This is a genomic window from Subtercola vilae, assembly GCF_004923255.1.
Classification (GTDB): domain Bacteria; phylum Actinomycetota; class Actinomycetes; order Actinomycetales; family Microbacteriaceae; genus Subtercola; species Subtercola vilae.
In genome coordinates this window covers 31,516-48,957 of the sequence record NZ_QYRT01000007.1, presented here as the reverse complement: position 1 = coordinate 48,957, position 17,442 = coordinate 31,516, and the positions used below count along the sequence as shown (strand labels likewise).

The window sequence follows — 17,442 nt, the reverse complement described above, 5'->3', positions numbered from 1 at the left end:
CTCTGCCGACCGGTGCGCCGACCGCTCTGCCGACCGCTGTGATCTTGCGAACACTGACGAGCGGGGGCGAGGGCGGGCGAGGCGGGTTACGCGAAGGCCTCGACCATGGGGCGAAACTTCATGCGCGTCTCGAGAAACTCGCGCTCGGGGTCTGACTCGGAGACGATTCCGGCGCCCGCGTACGCTGTGATGTAGCCGTCGGCGTCGACCTGCGCACACCGCAGCGCGACGGCCCACTCGCCGTCGCCGTCGGCTCCGATCCAGCCGACGGGGCCCGCGTAGCGACCGCGGTCGAACGGTTCGAGGCGTTCGATGAGCCGCAGGGCATCCTTAGTCGGCGTGCCTGCCACCGCAGCGGTGGGGTGAAGCGATGCGATGAGGTTGAGCGAGGTGGAGCCGTCGCCGAGCGTGCCCTCGATGTCGCTCGCGAGGTGCCAGAGGTTCGGAAGTTTCAGTGTGAACGGAATCTCGCTCGCAGCGAGCGTGCGTGCGTGTGGCGTGAGCGCCGACATGACACTTGCCACAGCGAAGCGGTGTTCGTCGAGGTCTTTGGCACTGGTGGCGAGGGCGACGGCCTGGTCGTGGTCGGCTTCGGCGTCGCGGCCGCGCGAAATGGTTCCGGCGAGCACGCGGGCGGTGACGGTGCCGTGGCTGACGCTCACGAGGGTCTCGGGGCTCGAGCCGATGAGGCCGTCGACCGCGAAAGTCCAGCAGTCGGGGTAGCCCAGCGCGAGGTCGGTGATCACCCGGCGCAGGTCGGAACCGTCGGGTAGGTGCCCCACGAGATCGCGCGCGAGTACGACCTTCTCGAGGTCGCCGTGCGTGATACGGCTGACGGCCTCTTCGACGGCGGCGCGGTACGTGTCGGGTTTGGCGGCGCCCGGCAGCAGCGAGATGCGGTACTCGCTGCCAAGCGGGGTCGCGGGCGGAAGCGTGGGCTCGGGCCGGCTCATCGGGGGAGTAGGCCGTGCCTCAGCGCGCGCTTCTGGCTGTGTCCCTGAACGCGTCGGCTCCGGATGCCCGGCCTCTGCCTCGCCCGGAATCACCTGGTCGGGGTGCAGAACGTGCACCGTCGTCATCCAGTGCACTCCGTCGCGCTTGCCCACGAGCACGCGCGGCACGATGAGTACGCTCTTCTCGGCGGACTGGGCCGAGAACGCGAACGCCCCGAACGCGACAAGACCCGTGCCCGGGGTCTTCAGCGGGTCGACCACGGTCGCGGCGGCCGCGATCTCGCGCCAGGCCGCCCCCGCGTCGCTGATGCGGTTCTCGCCTGAGAACTCGAGGCGCAGTGCCGTGCCGATGCCGGCGAAGCCCTGGCCTTTTCGTATCCACAGCAGCGGATCGCGCGAATCGAGCATCGGAATCAGCATGCGAATGTCGCCCACCCGCACCGTTTCGACGAGCAGTCGCGGCGCAGATTCAGAAGTTTCGGTCACGCCCCCAGATTACGCCCGCCTCCGTGCCCGCCGCCCCGTCGCCGCCCAGCTCAGTCGGCGAGGCCGATCATGCGGGTGAGGTAGGCGTTACGAAACTGGTGGTCGGGGTCGTAGACCTCGGCCAGGGCCGCGAAATCGGGCAGGCGCTCGTAGAGCGGCGCGACGGTCGCGGACGTGAGGGTGTTCGCCTTGCCCCAGTGCGGGCGGGCGCCGAACGGTGCCAGCGCGGCCTGGATGTCGGGCAGCAGTGCCATCACGGCCTCCGGCTCGTTCTTCCAGGTGAAGTGAATAGCCAGCGAATCCCGCCCGTATGCGGGCGACAGCCACAGCTCGTCGCCCGCCATCGTGCGCAGTTCGGTGACCAGCAGGTGCGGCGCGATGCGCTCGCCGAGTTCGCGCACCACGCTGAGCGCGGCGGCGGCGTGCGCCCGGTCGACGAAGAACTCGCTCTGGATCTCGTCGCCGTTGCTCGGCGTCGAGTCGAGCCTGAAATGCGGCAGCCGCTCAGACCACGGCCCGACAACCCCGCCCGTGACGGTGGTGTTGTCGCTGCCGGCCGGCGACGAAACCGTGAGGGGAGCAGGCGTGGCTCCGAAGAAGTCACTCGGCATCGACGCAGGCTGGCCGTCTCGCACCACGGTCTTCAGCCACACCTGGCTGAGCGTGTCGCCCACCCAGTTCGTGAAGAGGCTCACGCTGTAGGCGCCACTCGTGATCGCTTCGAAGTCGGCGAGTACGGCATCCCACGGCAGATCGACGTAGAGGTCTTGGCGTACGTCGAAGGTGGGCTGGATGTCGAGGGTCACGCGGGTGACCACACCGAACGCCCCGAGGCCCACCACCATGCCGGCGAACGACGGATGCTCGCGCGTGACGCTGACCAGTTCGCCCCGCCCGCTCACGATCTCGAGCCCGCTGACCGCAGTCGACAGGTTGCCGTTCGTGTTGCCCGAACCGTGGGTACCGGTCGACACCGCTCCGGCGACGGAGATGTGCGGCAGCGACCCCATGTTGTGCAGCGCAAAGCCTTCGGCTTGCAGAAGCGACGCGACAATGCCGTACCGGGTGCCGGCGGCCACCGTCACCGTTCGGCCGTCGGCCGCGATCTCGATGGCCGGGGGCAGATCGACGAGGCTGATCAGATCGCCCGCCGAGTCGGCGATGGCGTTGAACGAGTGTTTGGTTCCGAGCGCACGAACGCGCTCTGCGGAGGCGACGATCTGCTGCACCTCGTCGACCGAACCCGGCGTGTGCAGGCGCGGCGCCGTGAACTCATAGTTGCCGGCCCAGTTCAGCCCTGCTGCAGTTGTCATGCCACTTCACTTTCGCCGTTGAGGATGTGTGTCACTCAAGCATGACGCATTTCCGAGGTGGGGGTCTGCTGGGGGCATCCTGAGCCTTTGCCGTGCGCTTCTGAAGGCACCGTAAACTGAAACGGTGTCTAAGGCCGACCTCAGTAAGCAGCCCGCGCAGGTTTCTGCGATGTTCGACGATGTGTCGACCCACTACGACCGCACGAACAACGTGCTCTCGGCGGGTAACGCCCTGCTGTGGCGGGTGGCCACCACCAAAGCGGTGGCGCCGAAACCCGGTGAACGCATTCTCGACCTCGCTGCCGGCACCGGCACCTCGAGCGCATCACTGGCGGCGAGCGGAGCGACGGTCGTCGCGGCCGACTTCTCGCCCGGAATGATCGAGGTGGGCAAGCGCCAGCAGGCCGGCAACACCAACATCGAGTTCCTGGTGGCCGACGGCATGAACCTGCCCTTCGGCGACAACGAGTTCGACGCGGTGACCATCTCGTTCGGCCTCCGTAACATCATGGAGCCGAGAACCGCCCTCGCCGAGCTCTATCGCGTGACCAAACCCGGCGGCCGCATTGTCATCTGCGAGTTCAGCACACCTCCGTTCGCGCCCATTCGCCTCGGCTACGGTGCGTACCTGCAGCGGTTCATGCCGGCCATCGCGAAGCTGGCGAGCTCGAACCCCGATGCCTACATCTACCTCGCCGACTCGATCAAAGACTGGCCCAACCAGAGCACACTCAGTGGGTGGATGCGCGACGCCGGTTTTGAGGGCGTGGGCTACCGCAATCTGACGTTCGGCATCGTCGCACTGCACCGCGGCACCAAGCCGGCCAGCACAGAGGCAGCGTCGCTGCACGACGAGTCTGCTACCCACCCGTCAAGCGGGCCCACCACTCGGCAGCCGGTTCAGTAGGCTTGACCCCGTGAAGCCGACCAATTGGTCCCTGAATTCTTCCAGGGGCACCAGCCTGTCGAAGGGTGCGCGACGAAGCCCTTCGAGTTCGGCCTCGTTCTCGTTGACCGAACGACTGTTTGCGACGGCCGACGACCGCAAGGCCGCGAAGGCGGTCGATGAGGGCCTCGTGCGCCTCGAGGAGCGCCTCGTAGCCGAGACCGTCTTCCACGACGGCATGGCCGAAGTGTCGGCCCGGTACCTGCTCGACGCCGGTGGCAAACGTGTGCGCCCCATCCTCGCGTTCCTCACCGCGCAGCTCGGCGACGGCGTCACCGACGACGTGGTGACTGCGGCCACCTCGATCGAGCTCATCCACCTCGCCTCGCTCTACCACGACGACGTCATGGATGAGGCGGAGCAGCGCCGGGGCGTTCCCACCGCGCACAACGTGTGGAGCAACTCCATCGCCATCCTCACGGGCGACCTGCTGTTCGCCCGTGCGAGCAAGCTGCTGTCGATTCTCGGTGAGCGGGCCATCCGATTGCAGGCCGACACGTTCGAACGCCTGTGCCTCGGCCAGCTGCACGAGACCGTCGGCCCTCGCCCCGGTGAAGACGCCATCGAGCACTACCTGCGCGTACTGGCCGACAAGACCGGTTCGCTCATCGCGGCGTCGGCCCAGCTCGGTGTGCTCGTGTCGAACGCGCCAGAGGTGTACCAGCAGGCCGTGTTCGACTTCGGCGAGAAGATCGGTATCGCCTTCCAGCTCGTCGACGACGTCATCGACCTCGCCCCGCCGAGCGATGCCACGGGCAAGACCGCCGGCACCGACATTCGCGCCGGTGTCGTGACCCTTCCGCTGCTGTATCTGCAGAGGGATGCCCCCACCGACCCCGGGGCCGCCGACCTGCTGCGCCGACTCGACCCCGAGCTGATCGCAGACACTCCCGCCGCGGAGGTCGACGCCCTGATCGCCGAATTGCGCGGGCATCCGGTGACCGCCGAGACCATGGTTGCCGCACGTCAGTGGGCCGCCGATGCCATCGCAGCGCTCGACGTGCTGCCCGACGGCACCGTCAAGAAGACCCTGCTGCGGTTCGCCGACACCATGGTCGAGCGATCGAGTTAGCCGAGCTTTCCGAATAACCCTGCGCGCACCGCCACCCCGCTCGGCGTGCGTGTCATCGACAACGTAAGGAACCACCTCCCCATGACCAAGCTCCGCCTGGCCATCGTCGGCGCAGGGCCGGCCGGAATCTACGCCGCCGACCTGCTGATCAAAGCCGAGCGTCACTTCGACGTCTCGATCGACCTCTTCGACCACCTGCCTGCGCCCTACGGCTTGGTGCGGTATGGGGTCGCCCCCGATCATCCGCGCATCAAGGGCATCATCGGCGCGCTTCGCGAGGTGCTCGACCGCGGCGACATCAGGTTCTTCGGCAACGTTCGCTACGGCGTCGACCTCACGCTCGACGACCTGAAGAAGCACTACAACGCGGTGATCTTCGCCACGGGCGCGATTCGGGATGCTGAACTCGACATTCCCGGAATCGACCTCGATGGCTCGTACGGCGCTGCCGAGTTCGTCAGCTGGTTCGACGGCCACCCCGATGTGCCCCGCGAATGGCCGCTGAACGCCCGCGAGGTGGCGGTGCTCGGCAACGGCAACGTAGCGCTCGATGTCGCCCGCATTCTGGCCAAGCATCCCGACGACCTGCTCGTCACAGAGATTCCCGAGAACGTCTACGAGGGCCTCCAGAAGTCGCCCGTCACCGACGTGCACGTCTTCGGCCGGCGCGGCCCGGCTCAGGTGAAGTTCACTCCGCTCGAGCTGCGTGAGCTCGGCGAGGTGCCCGATGTCGACATCGTCGTGTACGACGAAGACTTCGATCTCGACCCCGCGTCTGAGGCGGCCATCGCCACGAACAAGCAGGTGATGGTCATCAACCGGGTCATGAACCAGTGGCGCACGAGGCCGGCCGGCACGGCGTCGAGGCGGCTGCACCTGCACTTCTACGCCCGGCCGATTGAGGTTCTCGGGGCCGATGGCGCGGTGACGGGCATCCGGTACGAGCGTACGAAGCCCGATGCTGCGGGCGGCGTCACGGGTACCGGCGAGTTTCGCGAACTGCCGATTCAGGCGCTCTATCGCGCGGTGGGGTATTTCGGTTCACCACTCGACGGGGTGCCGTTCGACTCGCTGCACGGCGTGATTCCGAACCGCGAAGGGCAGGTTCTGGATGACCATGACGAGGTCATTCCCGGTGTCTACGCCACCGGCTGGATCAAACGTGGCCCCGTGGGCCTCATTGGCCACACCAAGTCTGACGCCATGGAGACCCTCAGCCACGTCGTGAACGATGCCGCCAATTGGTGGAGCCCGGCCGAGCCCGGCGAAGAGGCCATCGTCGCCCTGCTCGAGTCGCGCGGCGTGGTGTACACCACCGTCGAGGGCTGGCACCACCTCGACCAGTACGAGCTCGGGCTGGGCGCTGCGGCGGGCCGTGTGCGCATCAAGGTCGTCGCGCGCGACGAGATGGTCGCGGTCTCGAACCAGACGGCAGAGTAGGTTCGCCCCCTTTCACCGAATCAACCCGGCGACCCCCGGCACAGGTGTGAGGTGACCGTGGATCACTGACCGCGGATCACGCGCCAGACCGTAGCCCTGACGTTCTCGTTGGCAAAGGCGAACTCGCCCGTACCCTCCATTTCAGGCATACCGATGGTGACCATGAGTTCACCAGAGGGCGAGAACCGGATGCCCTGCCATTGCCTGGCCGGTTTGCCCAACGGCTCGCAGACCTCGGTCAGTGTCTCTGAATCCCAGAATCTCACCATGTGGTCTGACTCCGTAACGAACCAGTCGCCCTCCTCGCTTGTGAATACCGACTCCGCAGCCTCCACGACGGAATGCCGTTTGACGAGCGAAAAGGGTGAGAGGTTCCAGAAGTCGATCGACCACCCTTCGAGTGCGACCACGAGAATGCCCGAGCCGAGGATGGCCAAGTCGTTCGTGCCCAGCGTGCCCCTGGCCTGACCGCCGTACTCCACCCTTCCCACCTCGTGCACCACCGTGCCCGAGCGCGCGTCGAGAGCCTGCAGCCGCCCGTCGCCGAGCAGAACCACGATGGCTGTGGTGGAGGGTGCCCAGGTGAAGGCGTCGACGTCATCGACCGTGTACTGCGAAGGATCGCGCATGTTCCAGACGCGCAATTCTCCCTCTGCCGCCATCGCGAAGTAGTCGCCGGTGGGCGAGAACGAGAACGCCGGGGTAGACATGCCAGTGGTCTCTGTCAGTACCCGCCACAGTCCGTCGGTTTCTTTGCTGACCAACATGCCGTCATGGGGGCTCACAACAACCGACCCGCCGGGTTCGACCGCGATGAGCGGCTGAATGAGCGGTACCGGTGCGCTCGCGGCACTCTCTCGTAACACGTCGGAGTGATGGGCGCGCAGGGTCGCGGTGCCGGATCGCCAATCGTATGTGAAGAGCGTGCACTCGACGTCAGCAACGACGAGCTCGTGCTCGTTCACAAAGGCGACGTCGCTGATCGACCTACTCAACACGATGTCGCGGAGGGGCTGCAGCATCAGCGGTTCTTCTAGCGGTGGCATCGAAGAAGACTACCGCCAAATCAATGCAGATCTGAGCAAAACTCGGCGAAGCGTGTCAGCGAAAGTTGATGAACTGCACGGCGACCTCGAGGTCGGCGCTCTTCAGCAGAGCCATGACGCCCTGCAGGTCGTCGCGGCTCTTCGAGGAGACACGCAGCTCGTCGCCCTGGATCTGCGACTTGACGGTCTTCGGCGACTCGTCGCGGATGAGCTTCGAGATCTTCTTCGCGGCCTCCTGCTCGATGCCGTTCTTCAGCTCGGCCTCGAGGCGGTACTCCTTGCCGCTCGGGAACGGCTCGCCGGCGTCGAGGCTCCGCAGGCTGATGCCGCGCTTGATGAGCTTGGCCTCGAAGACCTCGAGAATGGCCTTCACGCGCTCTTCTGAGTTGGCCTTCATGAGGATCTTCTCGCCGCTCCAGTCGATCGAAGCGCCGATGTTCTTGAAGTCGTAGCGCTGCTCGACCTCTTTCTGTGCCTGGTGGAGGGCGTTGTCGGCCTCCATCTTGTCGACCTTGCTGACGATGTCGAAGCTTGAATCTGCCATGCACCAATCGTACCGGCTGTCTCGCGGGCTCCGGATTGTAGGGTGGGCGAATGCCTTCCCGCCGCCGTCGTCGTCGTGGTCGTCGTCGTGTCGTCCCTCACCGTCGCGGCCTGTTCATCGCCCTGGTCTTTACGGTCGTGGTCGTCGTCTTGCTCGTCGCCGGCATCTTCGCCGCCGGCCCGCTCGGTGAGGCACTCCGTACCGTAGGCAGTCTCGCTGCAGGCATCGGTTCTCCGGATGCCCCCGCCACCCCCGTGGCACCGCCCGAGTCACCCGCGGTCAGTAGATCGGCATCGACACCCGCGGCGCTTGCCGGCCACGCGGGCGAGGTCGACGCTGAATGGGCCGGCCGTACCGCGGCTGCCACGGGCATCCCGCTGCGTGCCGTTCAGGCCTACGCGGGCGTCGCGATCGCCAGCCAGAACAGCGGATCGACCTGCCATCTGGGCTGGAACACCCTCGCCGCCATCGGCACCGTCGAATCGGCCAACGGCACCTACGCCGGCAGTACCATCGGCGCTGACGGCACGGTCAGCCCGCCCATCTACGGCATCGCGCTCGACGGCGCCGGCGTCACCCGCATTCCCGATACCGACGGGGGTGCCATCGACGGCGACGCCGAATGGGATCGCGCCGTTGGCCCCATGCAGCTCATCCCCGAGACCTGGCGCAACTGGGGCACCGATGCCTCGGGCGACGGCATCGCCGACCCGCAGAACATCGACGATGCCTCGCTCGCCACCGCCAACTACCTCTGTTATCACGGCCGCGACGTGAGTGTCGCGAGCGAGTGGATGGCCGCCATCACCTCGTACAACGACGCGACGTCGTACCTGCTGAAGGTGTCGCAGTACGCCAATCGCTACGCGTTAGAGGTGGCCTCCGTCACCGGCTGAGGGCACCCGCAGCCTCGTTGCCAGCCTGCCGACAGCCCCCACAGAGCCCCCGAACGGCCTCCAGGGAGCCGCCGATTTCGTCAGACGCCCGATGACAAGTATTCTTGTGCGAGCGCCTTCGGTTGTGTTTTTCAACGTGGTCGGGTGCGCCTTGGCAAGTTACCCTAGCGGCCAAAGGGATCTGACTGTAAATCAGACGGCTGAGCCTTCGGGGGTTCGAATCCCTCACTTGCCACCAGCAGAAACAACGGCCTCCACGCGAAAGCGGGAGGCCGTTGTTCGTTGCCAGGTCGCCACCGGCAGCCGCAGGGCGGTCGTTCAGAATAACTCGTCAGATCATCTGAAACACAATGGCGGGGTGCCGCGACACCAGCGAGTTCATGAACCCGCGAATGCTGTCGCTGTCGACGAACACTTCAACGGTGCGGGTCAGCGGGCTCTGGCTGAGCAGGGATTCGAACAGGAGGGTGCCCACACCTTCCCGGCGAAACTGCTCAACCACTTCGACGCAAATGAGCCGGATGCGATGGTGCGGGCGGCGGGCATACCTGATGACCCCCTTCAGGGCCGCCTTCTCGCCCGACTCTGACGCGGCGAATACCTTGACCGAGCCCAGTAGAACGCTCGCCCGGTACTCGAACTCGACGACATCTTCGGTCAGTTGTAGATTCTCAGGCATTCGAGCAATTTAGTCCCCGAATATCTAAAACTGGAAAGTATTGATGCTGTTCAGGTCATCGCGTATTATGTGTGCCTTCGAAGCCGATGGATGCCCTGCAGCACTACGACGAGGGGTACCTGTTCTGCGAGCGGGCGAAGTATTCGTCGCTGCTGGTCAGGGCTGAACGAAGCCCCGAGTCGCCGATCTGCAGAGCCAGCCCCACCCAGGTGTTGAGCCCTACCGGGTCGGGTGCGCGCCCGAGGTAGCGCTGGTACATGGCAGAAATGCGCTCGCTGATGGTCTCGGTCGAGCGCCAGAACTGTGACACGACCCAGGCGGTGCCGTACTTGTTGATGTAGGTGACCCAGTACGCGATCTCGTCGCTGCCTGCGTTCCGATGCAACAGGTTCGTGTAGAGAGATGCGACGAACCCGGCGTTGTTGTTGCCGTGCTGCTGGAAGTACTCGAGCGACGAATAGAACGAAGTTTCGATGTCGTCAGTGGTGATTGAGCCGCGGTGCATGGCTGCCAACCAGTTCTGTGGCCCCGACGGGTCGGGTGAACGGCCGAGCACGCTCTGGTAGGCGGCCGCGATGCGTATGAGTCGGTACTCGTCGCTGTTGACGAACCCGTTGGCCACCCCGTCGCGCGGAGCCCCGTTGGCGAGCTGCGTGGCCCAGCCCTTCGTCTCGCCCGCCGACGGCGTGCGGCTCAGGTAGTCGTTGTAGAGAGCCACCACATAAGACGAGCTGGCGGTCACCGTGGGTAGTGGCGCCCCGAGAACGGTGGGGTTCAGCGATGCGTCGGTGTTTCGAAAGTCGACGTGCTGGTGATTGCAGGAGTCGGCGAACTGGTCGATGTTGGCCAGGTTCAGGCTGTTGCCCGCGGCGGTACGGCACTGCGACTGGCCAGCGTTGGTGCCGGTGGGCACCACATTGTCGAGAAACTGCAGAAGCAGAATGTTCTGGGCGTTCGAACCGTTCAGCCCGACGCCGCCCACGTTCGCGAAGTCGATTGCCTCGCCCGGCACCACACAGTGCACCGAGTAGGTGGGGGGCCCGCAGTTCAGGTTCGAGCCGATGCACGGGCGTTGCAGGTCTGAGACGCGGAGGCTGCCGAACCGGTTGATCACCAGCACCAGAACCTGCAGTACGCGAACATCGACCGCGCATCCGCCGAGCGTCTGGCCCTGCGAGACGGGCACGATCTCACGGTCGTAGATGGTGGTGGGGTCAGTGGTGAACGCGCCTGAATTGTGTGCCGAAACGAGTGCCTGCGCGAGCTGTTGCGGGCTGTTCGAGACGGTGGATGCGGCACTCGCCGGGGGCGCACCGACAGCACTGAGCGTGGTGATCACCAGCGCAAACGCCACGAACAGGGCAAATACCGAGCGCTTCATCTTCATGCGCCTAAGCTTTCATCTCGACGGGGCGAACTTCTTCGGCCCGAGCAATGTGGTGGGGTAGAGGTAGAGAAATGCGGTTCAGGGCACCGAAAACGGCGGCAGCACGAACGGCGACGCGGGTCGCTGGAGCAGGCGTGGCAGTGGCAGCGCTTCTCTTACTGGCCGGGTGTGCCGGTACCAGCTCGACCGGCGCGGGCGCCAGCGTTCCGGGGTCGAGCGTGCCAGGCGAAACGCCCACGCCCGCACCGTCGACGAGTTCGATCACACCGACTGACACTGCTGTACCCACTTCTTCCCCCACACCGTCTGCGGCGCCCACCCCGACACCTTCGACGTCGGGTGCGGCTCCAACCGCAGAAGCTACGGTGGTTCTCGCGTGCCAAACCTGGCAGGTGAGTCTCACCCAGACGTCGTCAGCCTACCCGGCAACGCAAGACAAGGCGAGACAGCTTGCTGTCGAGGCCGCAGCGAGTGACCCGCAGTGGCAGCCGATCGCCGACGACATGACCACGCTGGTTGCCCTCGGCACCGACACCAGCTCGGCCGCGGTCACCAAGGGCCAGGCCACGTTCACCGATCTCAGCAACCAGTGCCGCAGCGTCGGCGTGGTTGTGAACGGCGGTTGAACGTGAGCACCAGCATCGAAGCGAAGGCCGACCCCAACGCCGAACTACTCGAGCTGGCCCGCCGCGTGGGCACCGAGGCTGGCGCCCTCGCAGCCCGGCTGCGCGCGGAAGGCGTCGAAGTGGCCGCGAGCAAGTCGTCGACCGAAGACATCGTGACGTTCGCCGACCGCGAGGTCGAGGCCTTCATGCGCCGCTCCCTGGCCGAGGCCCGCCCGAACGATGGCTTCTTCGGCGAAGAGTCGACCGACGTCGCCTCGCCCGGCACATCTGGCCTCACCTGGGTGGTCGACCCCATCGACGGAACCGTCAACTACCTCTACGGAATCCCTGCCTACAACGTGAGCGTCGCCGTGGTCGAAGGCGATGCTGACCCCGCCACCTGGCACGCGCTGGCGGGCTGCGTCGTGAACCCCGCCGTGGGTGAGGTCTTCACCGCCTCGGATGCCCGGGGGGCCTACCTCGGCAGCACGCGGTTGCGCGTCAACGACCCCATCGACCTCTCGCAGGCCCTCGTCGCGACCGGGTTCGCGTACAGCTCCGAGGTGCGGGCCAAACAGGGCCTCGTCATCGCAGCGCTGCTCGGCCAGGTTCGCGACATCCGCCGTATCGGCGCGGCAGCCCTCGACCTCTGTTACGTGGCTGCCGGCCGCTACGACGCCTACTTCGAGCGCGGGCTGAACCCGTGGGATCACGCGGCAGGAGCCCTCATCGCCGCCGAGGCCGGGGCACGTGTTCACGGGTTCGGCGGGGCGCCGGCGGGGCGCGACTTCACGCTCGCGGCCGAACCGGTGTTGGCGGCCCGGCTCGAGCCGATCATCCGGAGCCTGTTCGACGACGCGGGACTGTAACAGCCGCGTCGCCGAACAGACGAGGGGTCAGACCGAGCGGAGCCAGACGGTGGTGTCGGGCAGCAGAACCGCCTCGCCGACCGGCTCGCTCGCCAGCAGGAGCTCGCCGAGCGATTCGAGCGGTAACTCGATGGGCACGGTGCCGGTGTTGGCGATGACAGTGATCGAACCGTTCGAGAAGGCCACGACCTGGGGTCCGAAGCCGAGGGTCTCGATCCACTCGACAGTGCCGAACCCGAGGTCGTGCTCGGCGCGAAGGGCCAGCGCGAGCTTGTAGAGCTCGAGGGTCGAGCCGGGAACGCCGCTCTGCGCGTCGCGGGCGTAGGCATCCCAATTGCTGGGCTGCGGCAGCCATGAGGCGCCGGCGGGGCCGAAACCGTAGCTCGGCTTGCCAGCCTCCCACGGGATGGGCACGCGGCAGCCGTCGCGCCCGTAGCGCTCGCCGTGCGTGCGAAACCACGTGGGGTCTTGGCGGGCCTCGTCGGGCAGGTCGATCGACTCGGGCAGGCCGAGCTCCTCGCCCTGGTAGATGTACGAGCTGCCCGGAAGGGCCAGCATCACGGCGCTCGCGGCGCGCGCCCTGCGAAGGGCGGCCGCGGGCTCGGGCAGGTCGACCGACTTCGGGCCGATGCCGTCGCCCTGCAGGTGCCCGGGGCCGAGCGAGAGGCGGGTCGCGTGGCGCACCACGTCGTGGTTCGACAGCACCCACGTGCTGGGGGCGCCCACCGTGGCGAACGCGGCGATCGACGTGTCGATCACAAGGCGCAGCTCGGGCGCCGACCATGCGGCCGACAGGTAGGTGAAGTTGAACGCCTGGTGCATCTCGTCGTCACGCACCCAGCGGGCCAGCTTGCCGAGCGGCTCGACCCAGGCTTCGGCGCAGAGCACGCGTTCGCCGTCGTACTCGCTGAGCACCTTGTTCCAGTCGCGGTAGATCTCGTGCACGCCGTCTTGCGCCCAGTAGGGCGGAGTGGGAATGCGGTCGAGGTCGTGGGGGTCGACCTCGATGGGCACGGCGCCCCCGCCCATGCTGCCGGCCTCGGCGGGAGGGGTGTAGTCAGGAAGCCCGGCCTCTTTGATGAGGCCGTGCGCGACATCCACCCGAAACCCGTCGGCCCCGCGGTCGAGCCAGAAGCGCAGAATGTCGCGGAACTGCGCGCGCACCCACTCGTTCTCCCAGTTCAGGTCGGGCTGGCTGATATCGAAGATGTGCAGGTACCACTGGCCCGGCGTGCCGTCGGGGTTCGTGATGCGGCTCCACATGGGGCCGCCGAACACGCTCTCCCAGTTGTTCGGGGCGATGTCGCCGTTCGGGCCGAGGCCGTCGCGGAACATGTAGCGGTCGCGCTCCACGCTGCCCTCCGGCGAGGCCAGGGCATCCTTGAACCACTGGTGATCCCACGAGGTGTGGTTCGGCACGAGGTCGACGATCACCCGGATGCCCAGCTTGTGGCTCTCGTTCAGAAGGGTGTCGAAGTCGGCGAGCGTGCCGAACCGCGGGTCTACGTCGCAGTAGTCGGCCACGTCATAGCCGGCGTCGTGCTGTGGAGAGGTGAAGAACGGTGACAGCCAGATCGCGTCGACACCGAGCTCGGCGAGCGAACCGAGTCGGCTCGTGACCCCGGCGAGATCGCCGAGCCCGTCGCCATCGGAATCAGCGAACGAACGCGGATAGATCTGGTAGATGACGGCAGAGCGCCACCACTCAGAACCCGTCGTCGTCAGTGTTTCGCGGTCGAGGCCGGCGAAGGTGATGGTTTCAGTGGGCTGGCCGATTTCGGGATTGGGCTCAGGGGTCATACGCAAACCCTAATGGCGTTGAGAGGCGCCTCGATGATGCTATTCTCTTACGGTGCCAAAAGCTGCTGATTTCGAGCGGATTCTGTGCGCCCCCTTAGCTCATTGGTAGAGCACTTCCTTGGTAAGGAAGAGGTAGTGGGTCCGATTCCCACAGGGGGCTCCGTGGTTGTTACCGGGGCCTTCGGCTCCGTGCAAGCACCGGGTCGCCGTCGTAAGATGGTTGCATGGCGGGGTAGCTCAGTTGGTTAGAGCACACGGCTCATAATCGTGGTGTCGCGGGTTCAATTCCCGCTCCCGCTACGAAGCCCCCGAGATCTCGCCGTCTCGGGGGCTTCTTTCGTTCCCGGGGGAGGGCCACTCTGCCTAGGGTGAGTAGGTGCTTGCCTATGAGGTGTAGGTTGGGAGCATGGCACGCATGAACTTGAGCCCCTCCGTGGTCGTGGCGGCGGCGGCCGACCTCGCCGACGCGAGCGGATACGAAGCGGTGACCGTCTCGGCGCTCGCCCGCCAGCTGGGCGTGCAGCCGGCCAGCCTCTACTCCCACGTGCGAGATCGTGCCGCGGTGCTCGAGGGCGTGCACCAGTTGGCGCTGGCCGACCTCGCCGACCGTATCGCCGCATCCATCGCCGGCCGATCGAGCCGAGACGCGCTCGTCGGCCTGGTCGAGGCGCATCGGGGGTTCGCGCGCGAGCATCCGGGCCGGTGGGATGCCCTGCAGCGCCCCGCCGCCCTGAACACGGTGCACTCCGAGCCTGCCGCACGGCTCGTGCAGCTGATCTGGGCCGTACTGCGCGGCTACGCGGTGCCCGCCGACGAACTGGTGCACGCGACCCGCCTCGTCGGAGCCACCCTCAACGGCTTCATCGCCCTCGAACGTGTGGGCGCGTTCGCCCATCGCAGCCCGGAGGCCGAGGTGTCGTGGCTGCGCGCAATCGACGTACTCGATCAGGCGCTTCGCTCGTGGCCCCGAGGCGAGACGGCTGCCGAGACGGTGACGGCCGCCGAGACGGTGACGGCGGCCGACCCTTCGACCATCGCCGAGTATCCGGCCCCCACCGCACCCCACCAGGAGAGCACCCCATGATCACCACACCGCTCACCCTCGACCTCGTGCGCGGCGCCGCCGAACTCGAGACGACCGCCCGCGGCGTGCGGCCGCACCGGCTGCCCGAGTGGGTTCGGCAGCAGTTTCCCGACGGCCAGCTGCTGGCGGTTGAGAGCCAGCCCTCTGGCGTGCGCGTGGCGTTCAGCACACGGGCGAGCAGGGTTGCGCTGGTCTCTCACCCGACCAGGCTGGCGTACCGCGGTGTTGTCCGCCCGCGCGGGCGCATCGACGTGTTCGTCGACGGCGTTCTGACGCTCGCCGATGTGCTCGACGGCGGAGACACCATCGAGCTCGATCTCTCGACCGGCGCCACGACGGTGCTGCCGGGAGCGCCGCACACGACGGTGCTCGAGGGGCTCGGTGAGGGGGAGAAGCTGGTCGACCTGTGGCTTCCGCACAACGAGTCGATCGAGTTGGTATCGCTCGGCACCGATGCTCCGGTGGTGGCTCAGCCCGGGCATCCGGCGCTCTGGGTGCATCACGGCAGCTCGATCAGCCACGGCTCGAACGCGGCAGGCCCCAGCGAGACCTGGCCGGCCGTTGCCGCGCGCCTCGGCGGGGTGGAGCTTCGAAACCTCGGAGTGAGCGGCAGCGCCCTGGTCGACCCCTTCATGGCCCGGGTCATCCGCGATGCGCCGGCCGACGTCATCAGCGTGAAGCTCGGAATCAACGTGGTCAACTTCGACGCGATGCGCGTGCGGGCGTTCGTGCCGGCGGTGCACGGCTTTCTCGACACGATCCGCGACGCCCACCCGACCACGCCGCTGGTGCTCATCTCGCCCATCTTCTGCGGCATTCACGAGCACACCCCGGGCCCCGGAGCCATCGACCCCGCCAGTATGGCCACCGGTCAGGCCGCGTTCATGGCCACCGGAACCCCCGGCGACGAAACGCTCGGCCGCCTCACGCTCAGCGTGATCCGCCGCGAGCTGCGTTCACTTGTCGAGCGCCGGGCTCAGGATGCCCGCCTGCACTACCTCGACGGTACAACCCTCTATGGCGAGGCCGACACCGCCGGGCATCCGCTGCCCGACAACCTGCACCCCGACACCGTTACTCACCGCCTCATCGGCGAACGTTTCGCCTCGTACGCGTTCGGTGCGGCGGGCCCCTTCTCGGCTTTCGGCCCCGCTGAATCAGATTGACTGTGATAGCTTGTTCACATCACGATCAGCCCGCTCGCCTCACGGCTCGGGCTGATTTTCTTTAAGCCGGAGACTCATGGTCGAGTACACCAAGACGTGGTTGTCAGTAGAAGACCAGGCCGCCAAACTCGGTCTGCGGGGAGTGAGCTTCGGCGACGGCACCAGTTGTCTGTCATTACTGAGCGCAGTCGGCTACTACCGGCTCACCGGCTATCTTTATCCCTTTCGTGAATCGCGGGCATATCGTGACTCCGCCGGGCGCGAGCGAGTCCGGATTCTGAGCAGTTACCGCCCCGGCACCTCGATCGAATACGCATCCCAACTCATCGATTTCGACCGTCGGCTCCGGATGCTGGTGCTCGACGGCATCGAGAGAGTTGAAATCTCATTCCGAATGCAGCTCGGGTACGTGCTCGGAAGAGTGCCGGCGTTCGGTCATCTTGACCCAGCAAACTTCGTTGGAGCGTTCACGCAAGAGCGTCTCGACGCGACGAGCGGCGAGTCGCTGCCGAGCAAACACGAAGAGTGGATGGCTCGAGTACGAGAGCGCCAAGCCAGCTCGGATGAGGCATTCGTCACGCACTTTCGTGAGAAGTATGACGACCGGATGCCGATCTGGGCGCTGACCGAGATTCTGGAGTTGGGTCAGCTCGGTCGTCTGTACAGCGGGCTCAGCAACTCGATTGCCTCGGAGATCTCGGCCGCGTATGGCGCGCCCACCAAGAAGATGATGAGCAGCTGGATCTCAAGCATCAATTACGTGCGCAATGTGTCTGCCCATCACGCACGACTGTTCAATCGCAAACTCGTCAGCGCACCCGCACGCCCCGCGGTGGGCCAGGTGCCACTCCTCGATCATCTGCGCGCTGCTGTCAGCTCAAAAGAGGTGTTCGGCCTTTACAACGTTCTTGCAGTGATTGCATTTCTGCTGCGAACCATTGAGCCCGACTCCGGGTGGAATGAACGCATGGTCGAACTGATGCGTGAATTCCCATCGTCAGGCCCTGTCGCGTTGCGCTCCATTGGCATTCCCGCACTGTGGACTGCACTCGACCTTTGGCGAGAGTGACCCGGCCTTGTGTCACCTGTGGGGCCCGAGAACGAGCGAACACCGGCCGCCGTTTGTGAGACCGGCGCGAGAGTCTTTGCTCTTCGC

The 17,442-nt window shown here is 66.2% G+C and carries 17 protein-coding genes and 3 tRNA genes; 12 read left to right on the top strand and 8 right to left on the bottom strand.

Annotated elements, in window-relative coordinates; translation table 11 throughout:
• Positions 1 to 86 precede the first annotated feature (86 nt).
• Together D4765_RS05315 and D4765_RS05310 are read right to left on the bottom strand one after the other, a co-directional pair.
• On the bottom strand, positions 87 to 1,361 hold the full coding sequence (locus D4765_RS05315) for an isochorismate synthase (protein WP_416351959.1): 1,275 nt from the start codon (positions 1,359 to 1,361) through the stop codon (positions 87 to 89).
• A gap of 128 nt (positions 1,362 to 1,489) precedes the next feature.
• Positions 1,490 to 2,752, bottom strand: a complete 1,263-nt coding sequence (locus tag D4765_RS05310; RefSeq protein ID WP_136641216.1) for an FAD-binding protein — start codon at positions 2,750 to 2,752, stop codon at positions 1,490 to 1,492.
• Positions 2,753 to 2,876: 124 nt separating this feature from the next.
• Here D4765_RS05310 and D4765_RS05305 point away from each other — a divergent pair, with 124 nt between their 5' ends.
• The 3 genes from D4765_RS05305 to D4765_RS05295 all read left to right on the top strand — a co-directional run bounded on the left by D4765_RS05305 (position 2,877) and on the right by D4765_RS05295 (position 6,210).
• Positions 2,877 to 3,659, top strand: a complete 783-nt coding sequence (locus tag D4765_RS05305) for a class I SAM-dependent methyltransferase (protein ID WP_136641215.1) — start codon at positions 2,877 to 2,879, stop codon at positions 3,657 to 3,659.
• A 55-nt stretch (positions 3,660 to 3,714) separates the two neighbouring features.
• Complete coding sequence (locus tag D4765_RS05300; RefSeq protein WP_136641330.1) at positions 3,715 to 4,770, top strand: polyprenyl synthetase family protein; 1,056 nt, start codon at positions 3,715 to 3,717, stop codon at positions 4,768 to 4,770.
• A gap of 81 nt (positions 4,771 to 4,851) precedes the next feature.
• Positions 4,852 to 6,210, top strand: coding sequence for an FAD-dependent oxidoreductase (locus D4765_RS05295; protein ID WP_136641214.1), 1,359 nt, complete (start codon positions 4,852 to 4,854; stop codon positions 6,208 to 6,210).
• A gap of 62 nt (positions 6,211 to 6,272) precedes the next feature.
• Here D4765_RS05295 and D4765_RS05290 read toward each other — a convergent pair whose 3' ends face one another.
• The gene (locus D4765_RS05290; protein ID WP_136641213.1) at positions 6,273 to 7,256 is read right to left on the bottom strand and encodes a WD40 repeat domain-containing protein; all 984 of its coding nucleotides are present in this window, start codon (positions 7,254 to 7,256) and stop codon (positions 6,273 to 6,275) included.
• Between the two features lie 55 nt (positions 7,257 to 7,311).
• On the bottom strand, positions 7,312 to 7,800 hold the full coding sequence (locus D4765_RS05285; RefSeq protein WP_136641212.1) for a YajQ family cyclic di-GMP-binding protein: 489 nt from the start codon (positions 7,798 to 7,800) through the stop codon (positions 7,312 to 7,314).
• Between the two features lie 50 nt (positions 7,801 to 7,850).
• Between D4765_RS05285 and D4765_RS05280 the strand changes: the two genes are divergently transcribed.
• Together D4765_RS05280 and D4765_RS05275 are read left to right on the top strand one after the other, a co-directional pair.
• Complete coding sequence (locus tag D4765_RS05280) at positions 7,851 to 8,696, top strand: lytic transglycosylase domain-containing protein (protein ID WP_136641211.1); 846 nt, start codon at positions 7,851 to 7,853, stop codon at positions 8,694 to 8,696.
• 153 nt (positions 8,697 to 8,849) lie between these two features.
• Positions 8,850 to 8,934 (top strand) — tRNA-Tyr (locus tag D4765_RS05275).
• A gap of 93 nt (positions 8,935 to 9,027) precedes the next feature.
• On the opposite strand, the gene D4765_RS05270 is transcribed toward D4765_RS05275, so the two are convergent.
• The 3 genes from D4765_RS05270 to D4765_RS05260 all read right to left on the bottom strand — a co-directional run bounded on the left by D4765_RS05270 (position 9,028) and on the right by D4765_RS05260 (position 11,081).
• Positions 9,028 to 9,375: a hypothetical protein gene (locus D4765_RS05270; RefSeq protein WP_136641210.1), complete on the bottom strand. Its 348-nt coding sequence runs from the start codon at positions 9,373 to 9,375 to the stop codon at positions 9,028 to 9,030.
• A gap of 103 nt (positions 9,376 to 9,478) precedes the next feature.
• Positions 9,479 to 10,756 (bottom strand): DUF4214 domain-containing protein, encoded by a 1,278-nt coding sequence (locus D4765_RS05265; RefSeq protein WP_161580360.1) that lies wholly within the window; start codon positions 10,754 to 10,756, stop codon positions 9,479 to 9,481.
• Between the two features lie 10 nt (positions 10,757 to 10,766).
• Positions 10,767 to 11,081 carry a hypothetical protein gene (locus D4765_RS05260; RefSeq protein WP_136641208.1) on the bottom strand — a complete coding sequence of 105 codons (315 nt, stop codon included), beginning with the start codon at positions 11,079 to 11,081 and terminating at the stop codon, positions 10,767 to 10,769.
• A gap of 73 nt (positions 11,082 to 11,154) precedes the next feature.
• Between D4765_RS05260 and D4765_RS05255 the strand changes: the two genes are divergently transcribed.
• Positions 11,155 to 11,388 (top strand): hypothetical protein, encoded by a 234-nt coding sequence (locus tag D4765_RS05255; RefSeq protein ID WP_136641207.1) that lies wholly within the window; start codon positions 11,155 to 11,157, stop codon positions 11,386 to 11,388.
• A 2-nt stretch (positions 11,389 to 11,390) separates the two neighbouring features.
• Positions 11,391 to 12,236, top strand: a complete 846-nt coding sequence (locus D4765_RS05250; RefSeq protein WP_237280274.1) for an inositol monophosphatase family protein — start codon at positions 11,391 to 11,393, stop codon at positions 12,234 to 12,236.
• A gap of 27 nt (positions 12,237 to 12,263) precedes the next feature.
• Here the strand turns inward: D4765_RS05250 and D4765_RS05245 are convergent, their stop codons facing one another.
• Complete coding sequence (locus D4765_RS05245; RefSeq protein WP_136641206.1) at positions 12,264 to 14,036, bottom strand: glycoside hydrolase family 13 protein; 1,773 nt, start codon at positions 14,034 to 14,036, stop codon at positions 12,264 to 12,266.
• Positions 14,037 to 14,124: 88 nt separating this feature from the next.
• Here D4765_RS05245 and D4765_RS05240 point away from each other — a divergent pair.
• The 5 genes from D4765_RS05240 (at position 14,125) to D4765_RS05220 (ending at position 17,355) form a co-directional block, all read left to right on the top strand.
• A tRNA-Thr gene (locus tag D4765_RS05240) sits at positions 14,125 to 14,196 on the top strand.
• A 66-nt stretch (positions 14,197 to 14,262) separates the two neighbouring features.
• Positions 14,263 to 14,336 (top strand) — tRNA-Met (locus tag D4765_RS05235).
• 106 nt (positions 14,337 to 14,442) lie between these two features.
• Positions 14,443 to 15,120 (top strand): TetR/AcrR family transcriptional regulator, encoded by a 678-nt coding sequence (locus tag D4765_RS05230; protein WP_136641205.1) that lies wholly within the window; start codon positions 14,443 to 14,445, stop codon positions 15,118 to 15,120.
• Positions 15,117 to 16,286: a GDSL-type esterase/lipase family protein gene (locus D4765_RS05225; protein WP_136641204.1), complete on the top strand. Its 1,170-nt coding sequence runs from the start codon at positions 15,117 to 15,119 to the stop codon at positions 16,284 to 16,286. Before D4765_RS05230 ends, D4765_RS05225 begins: the two co-directional genes overlap by 4 nt.
• Before the next feature lie 76 nt (positions 16,287 to 16,362).
• Positions 16,363 to 17,355, top strand: a complete 993-nt coding sequence (locus D4765_RS05220; RefSeq protein WP_136641203.1) for an Abi family protein — start codon at positions 16,363 to 16,365, stop codon at positions 17,353 to 17,355.
• Positions 17,356 to 17,442 lie beyond the last annotated feature (87 nt).

Excerpts from the sequence above, each read along its gene's own strand:
- D4765_RS05270 (WP_136641210.1), bottom strand. The coding sequence starts at position 9,375 with ATGCCTGAGAATCTACAACTGACCGAAGATGTCGTCGAGTTCGAGTAC.
- D4765_RS05230 (WP_136641205.1), top strand. The coding sequence starts at position 14,443 with ATGGCACGCATGAACTTGAGCCCCTCCGTGGTCGTGGCGGCGGCGGCC.
- D4765_RS05280 (WP_136641211.1), top strand. The coding sequence starts at position 7,851 with ATGCCTTCCCGCCGCCGTCGTCGTCGTGGTCGTCGTCGTGTCGTCCCT.
- D4765_RS05290 (WP_136641213.1), bottom strand. The coding sequence starts at position 7,256 with ATGCCACCGCTAGAAGAACCGCTGATGCTGCAGCCCCTCCGCGACATC.
- D4765_RS05310 (WP_136641216.1), bottom strand. The coding sequence starts at position 2,752 with ATGACAACTGCAGCAGGGCTGAACTGGGCCGGCAACTATGAGTTCACG.
- D4765_RS05245 (WP_136641206.1), bottom strand. The coding sequence starts at position 14,036 with ATGACCCCTGAGCCCAATCCCGAAATCGGCCAGCCCACTGAAACCATC.
- D4765_RS05295 (WP_136641214.1), top strand. The coding sequence starts at position 4,852 with ATGACCAAGCTCCGCCTGGCCATCGTCGGCGCAGGGCCGGCCGGAATC.
- D4765_RS05225 (WP_136641204.1), top strand. The coding sequence starts at position 15,117 with ATGATCACCACACCGCTCACCCTCGACCTCGTGCGCGGCGCCGCCGAA.
- D4765_RS05265 (WP_161580360.1), bottom strand. The coding sequence starts at position 10,756 with ATGAAGCGCTCGGTATTTGCCCTGTTCGTGGCGTTTGCGCTGGTGATC.
- D4765_RS05220 (WP_136641203.1), top strand. The coding sequence starts at position 16,363 with ATGGTCGAGTACACCAAGACGTGGTTGTCAGTAGAAGACCAGGCCGCC.
- D4765_RS05285 (WP_136641212.1), bottom strand. The coding sequence starts at position 7,800 with ATGGCAGATTCAAGCTTCGACATCGTCAGCAAGGTCGACAAGATGGAG.
- D4765_RS05315 (WP_416351959.1), bottom strand. The coding sequence starts at position 1,361 with ATGCTCGATTCGCGCGATCCGCTGCTGTGGATACGAAAAGGCCAGGGC.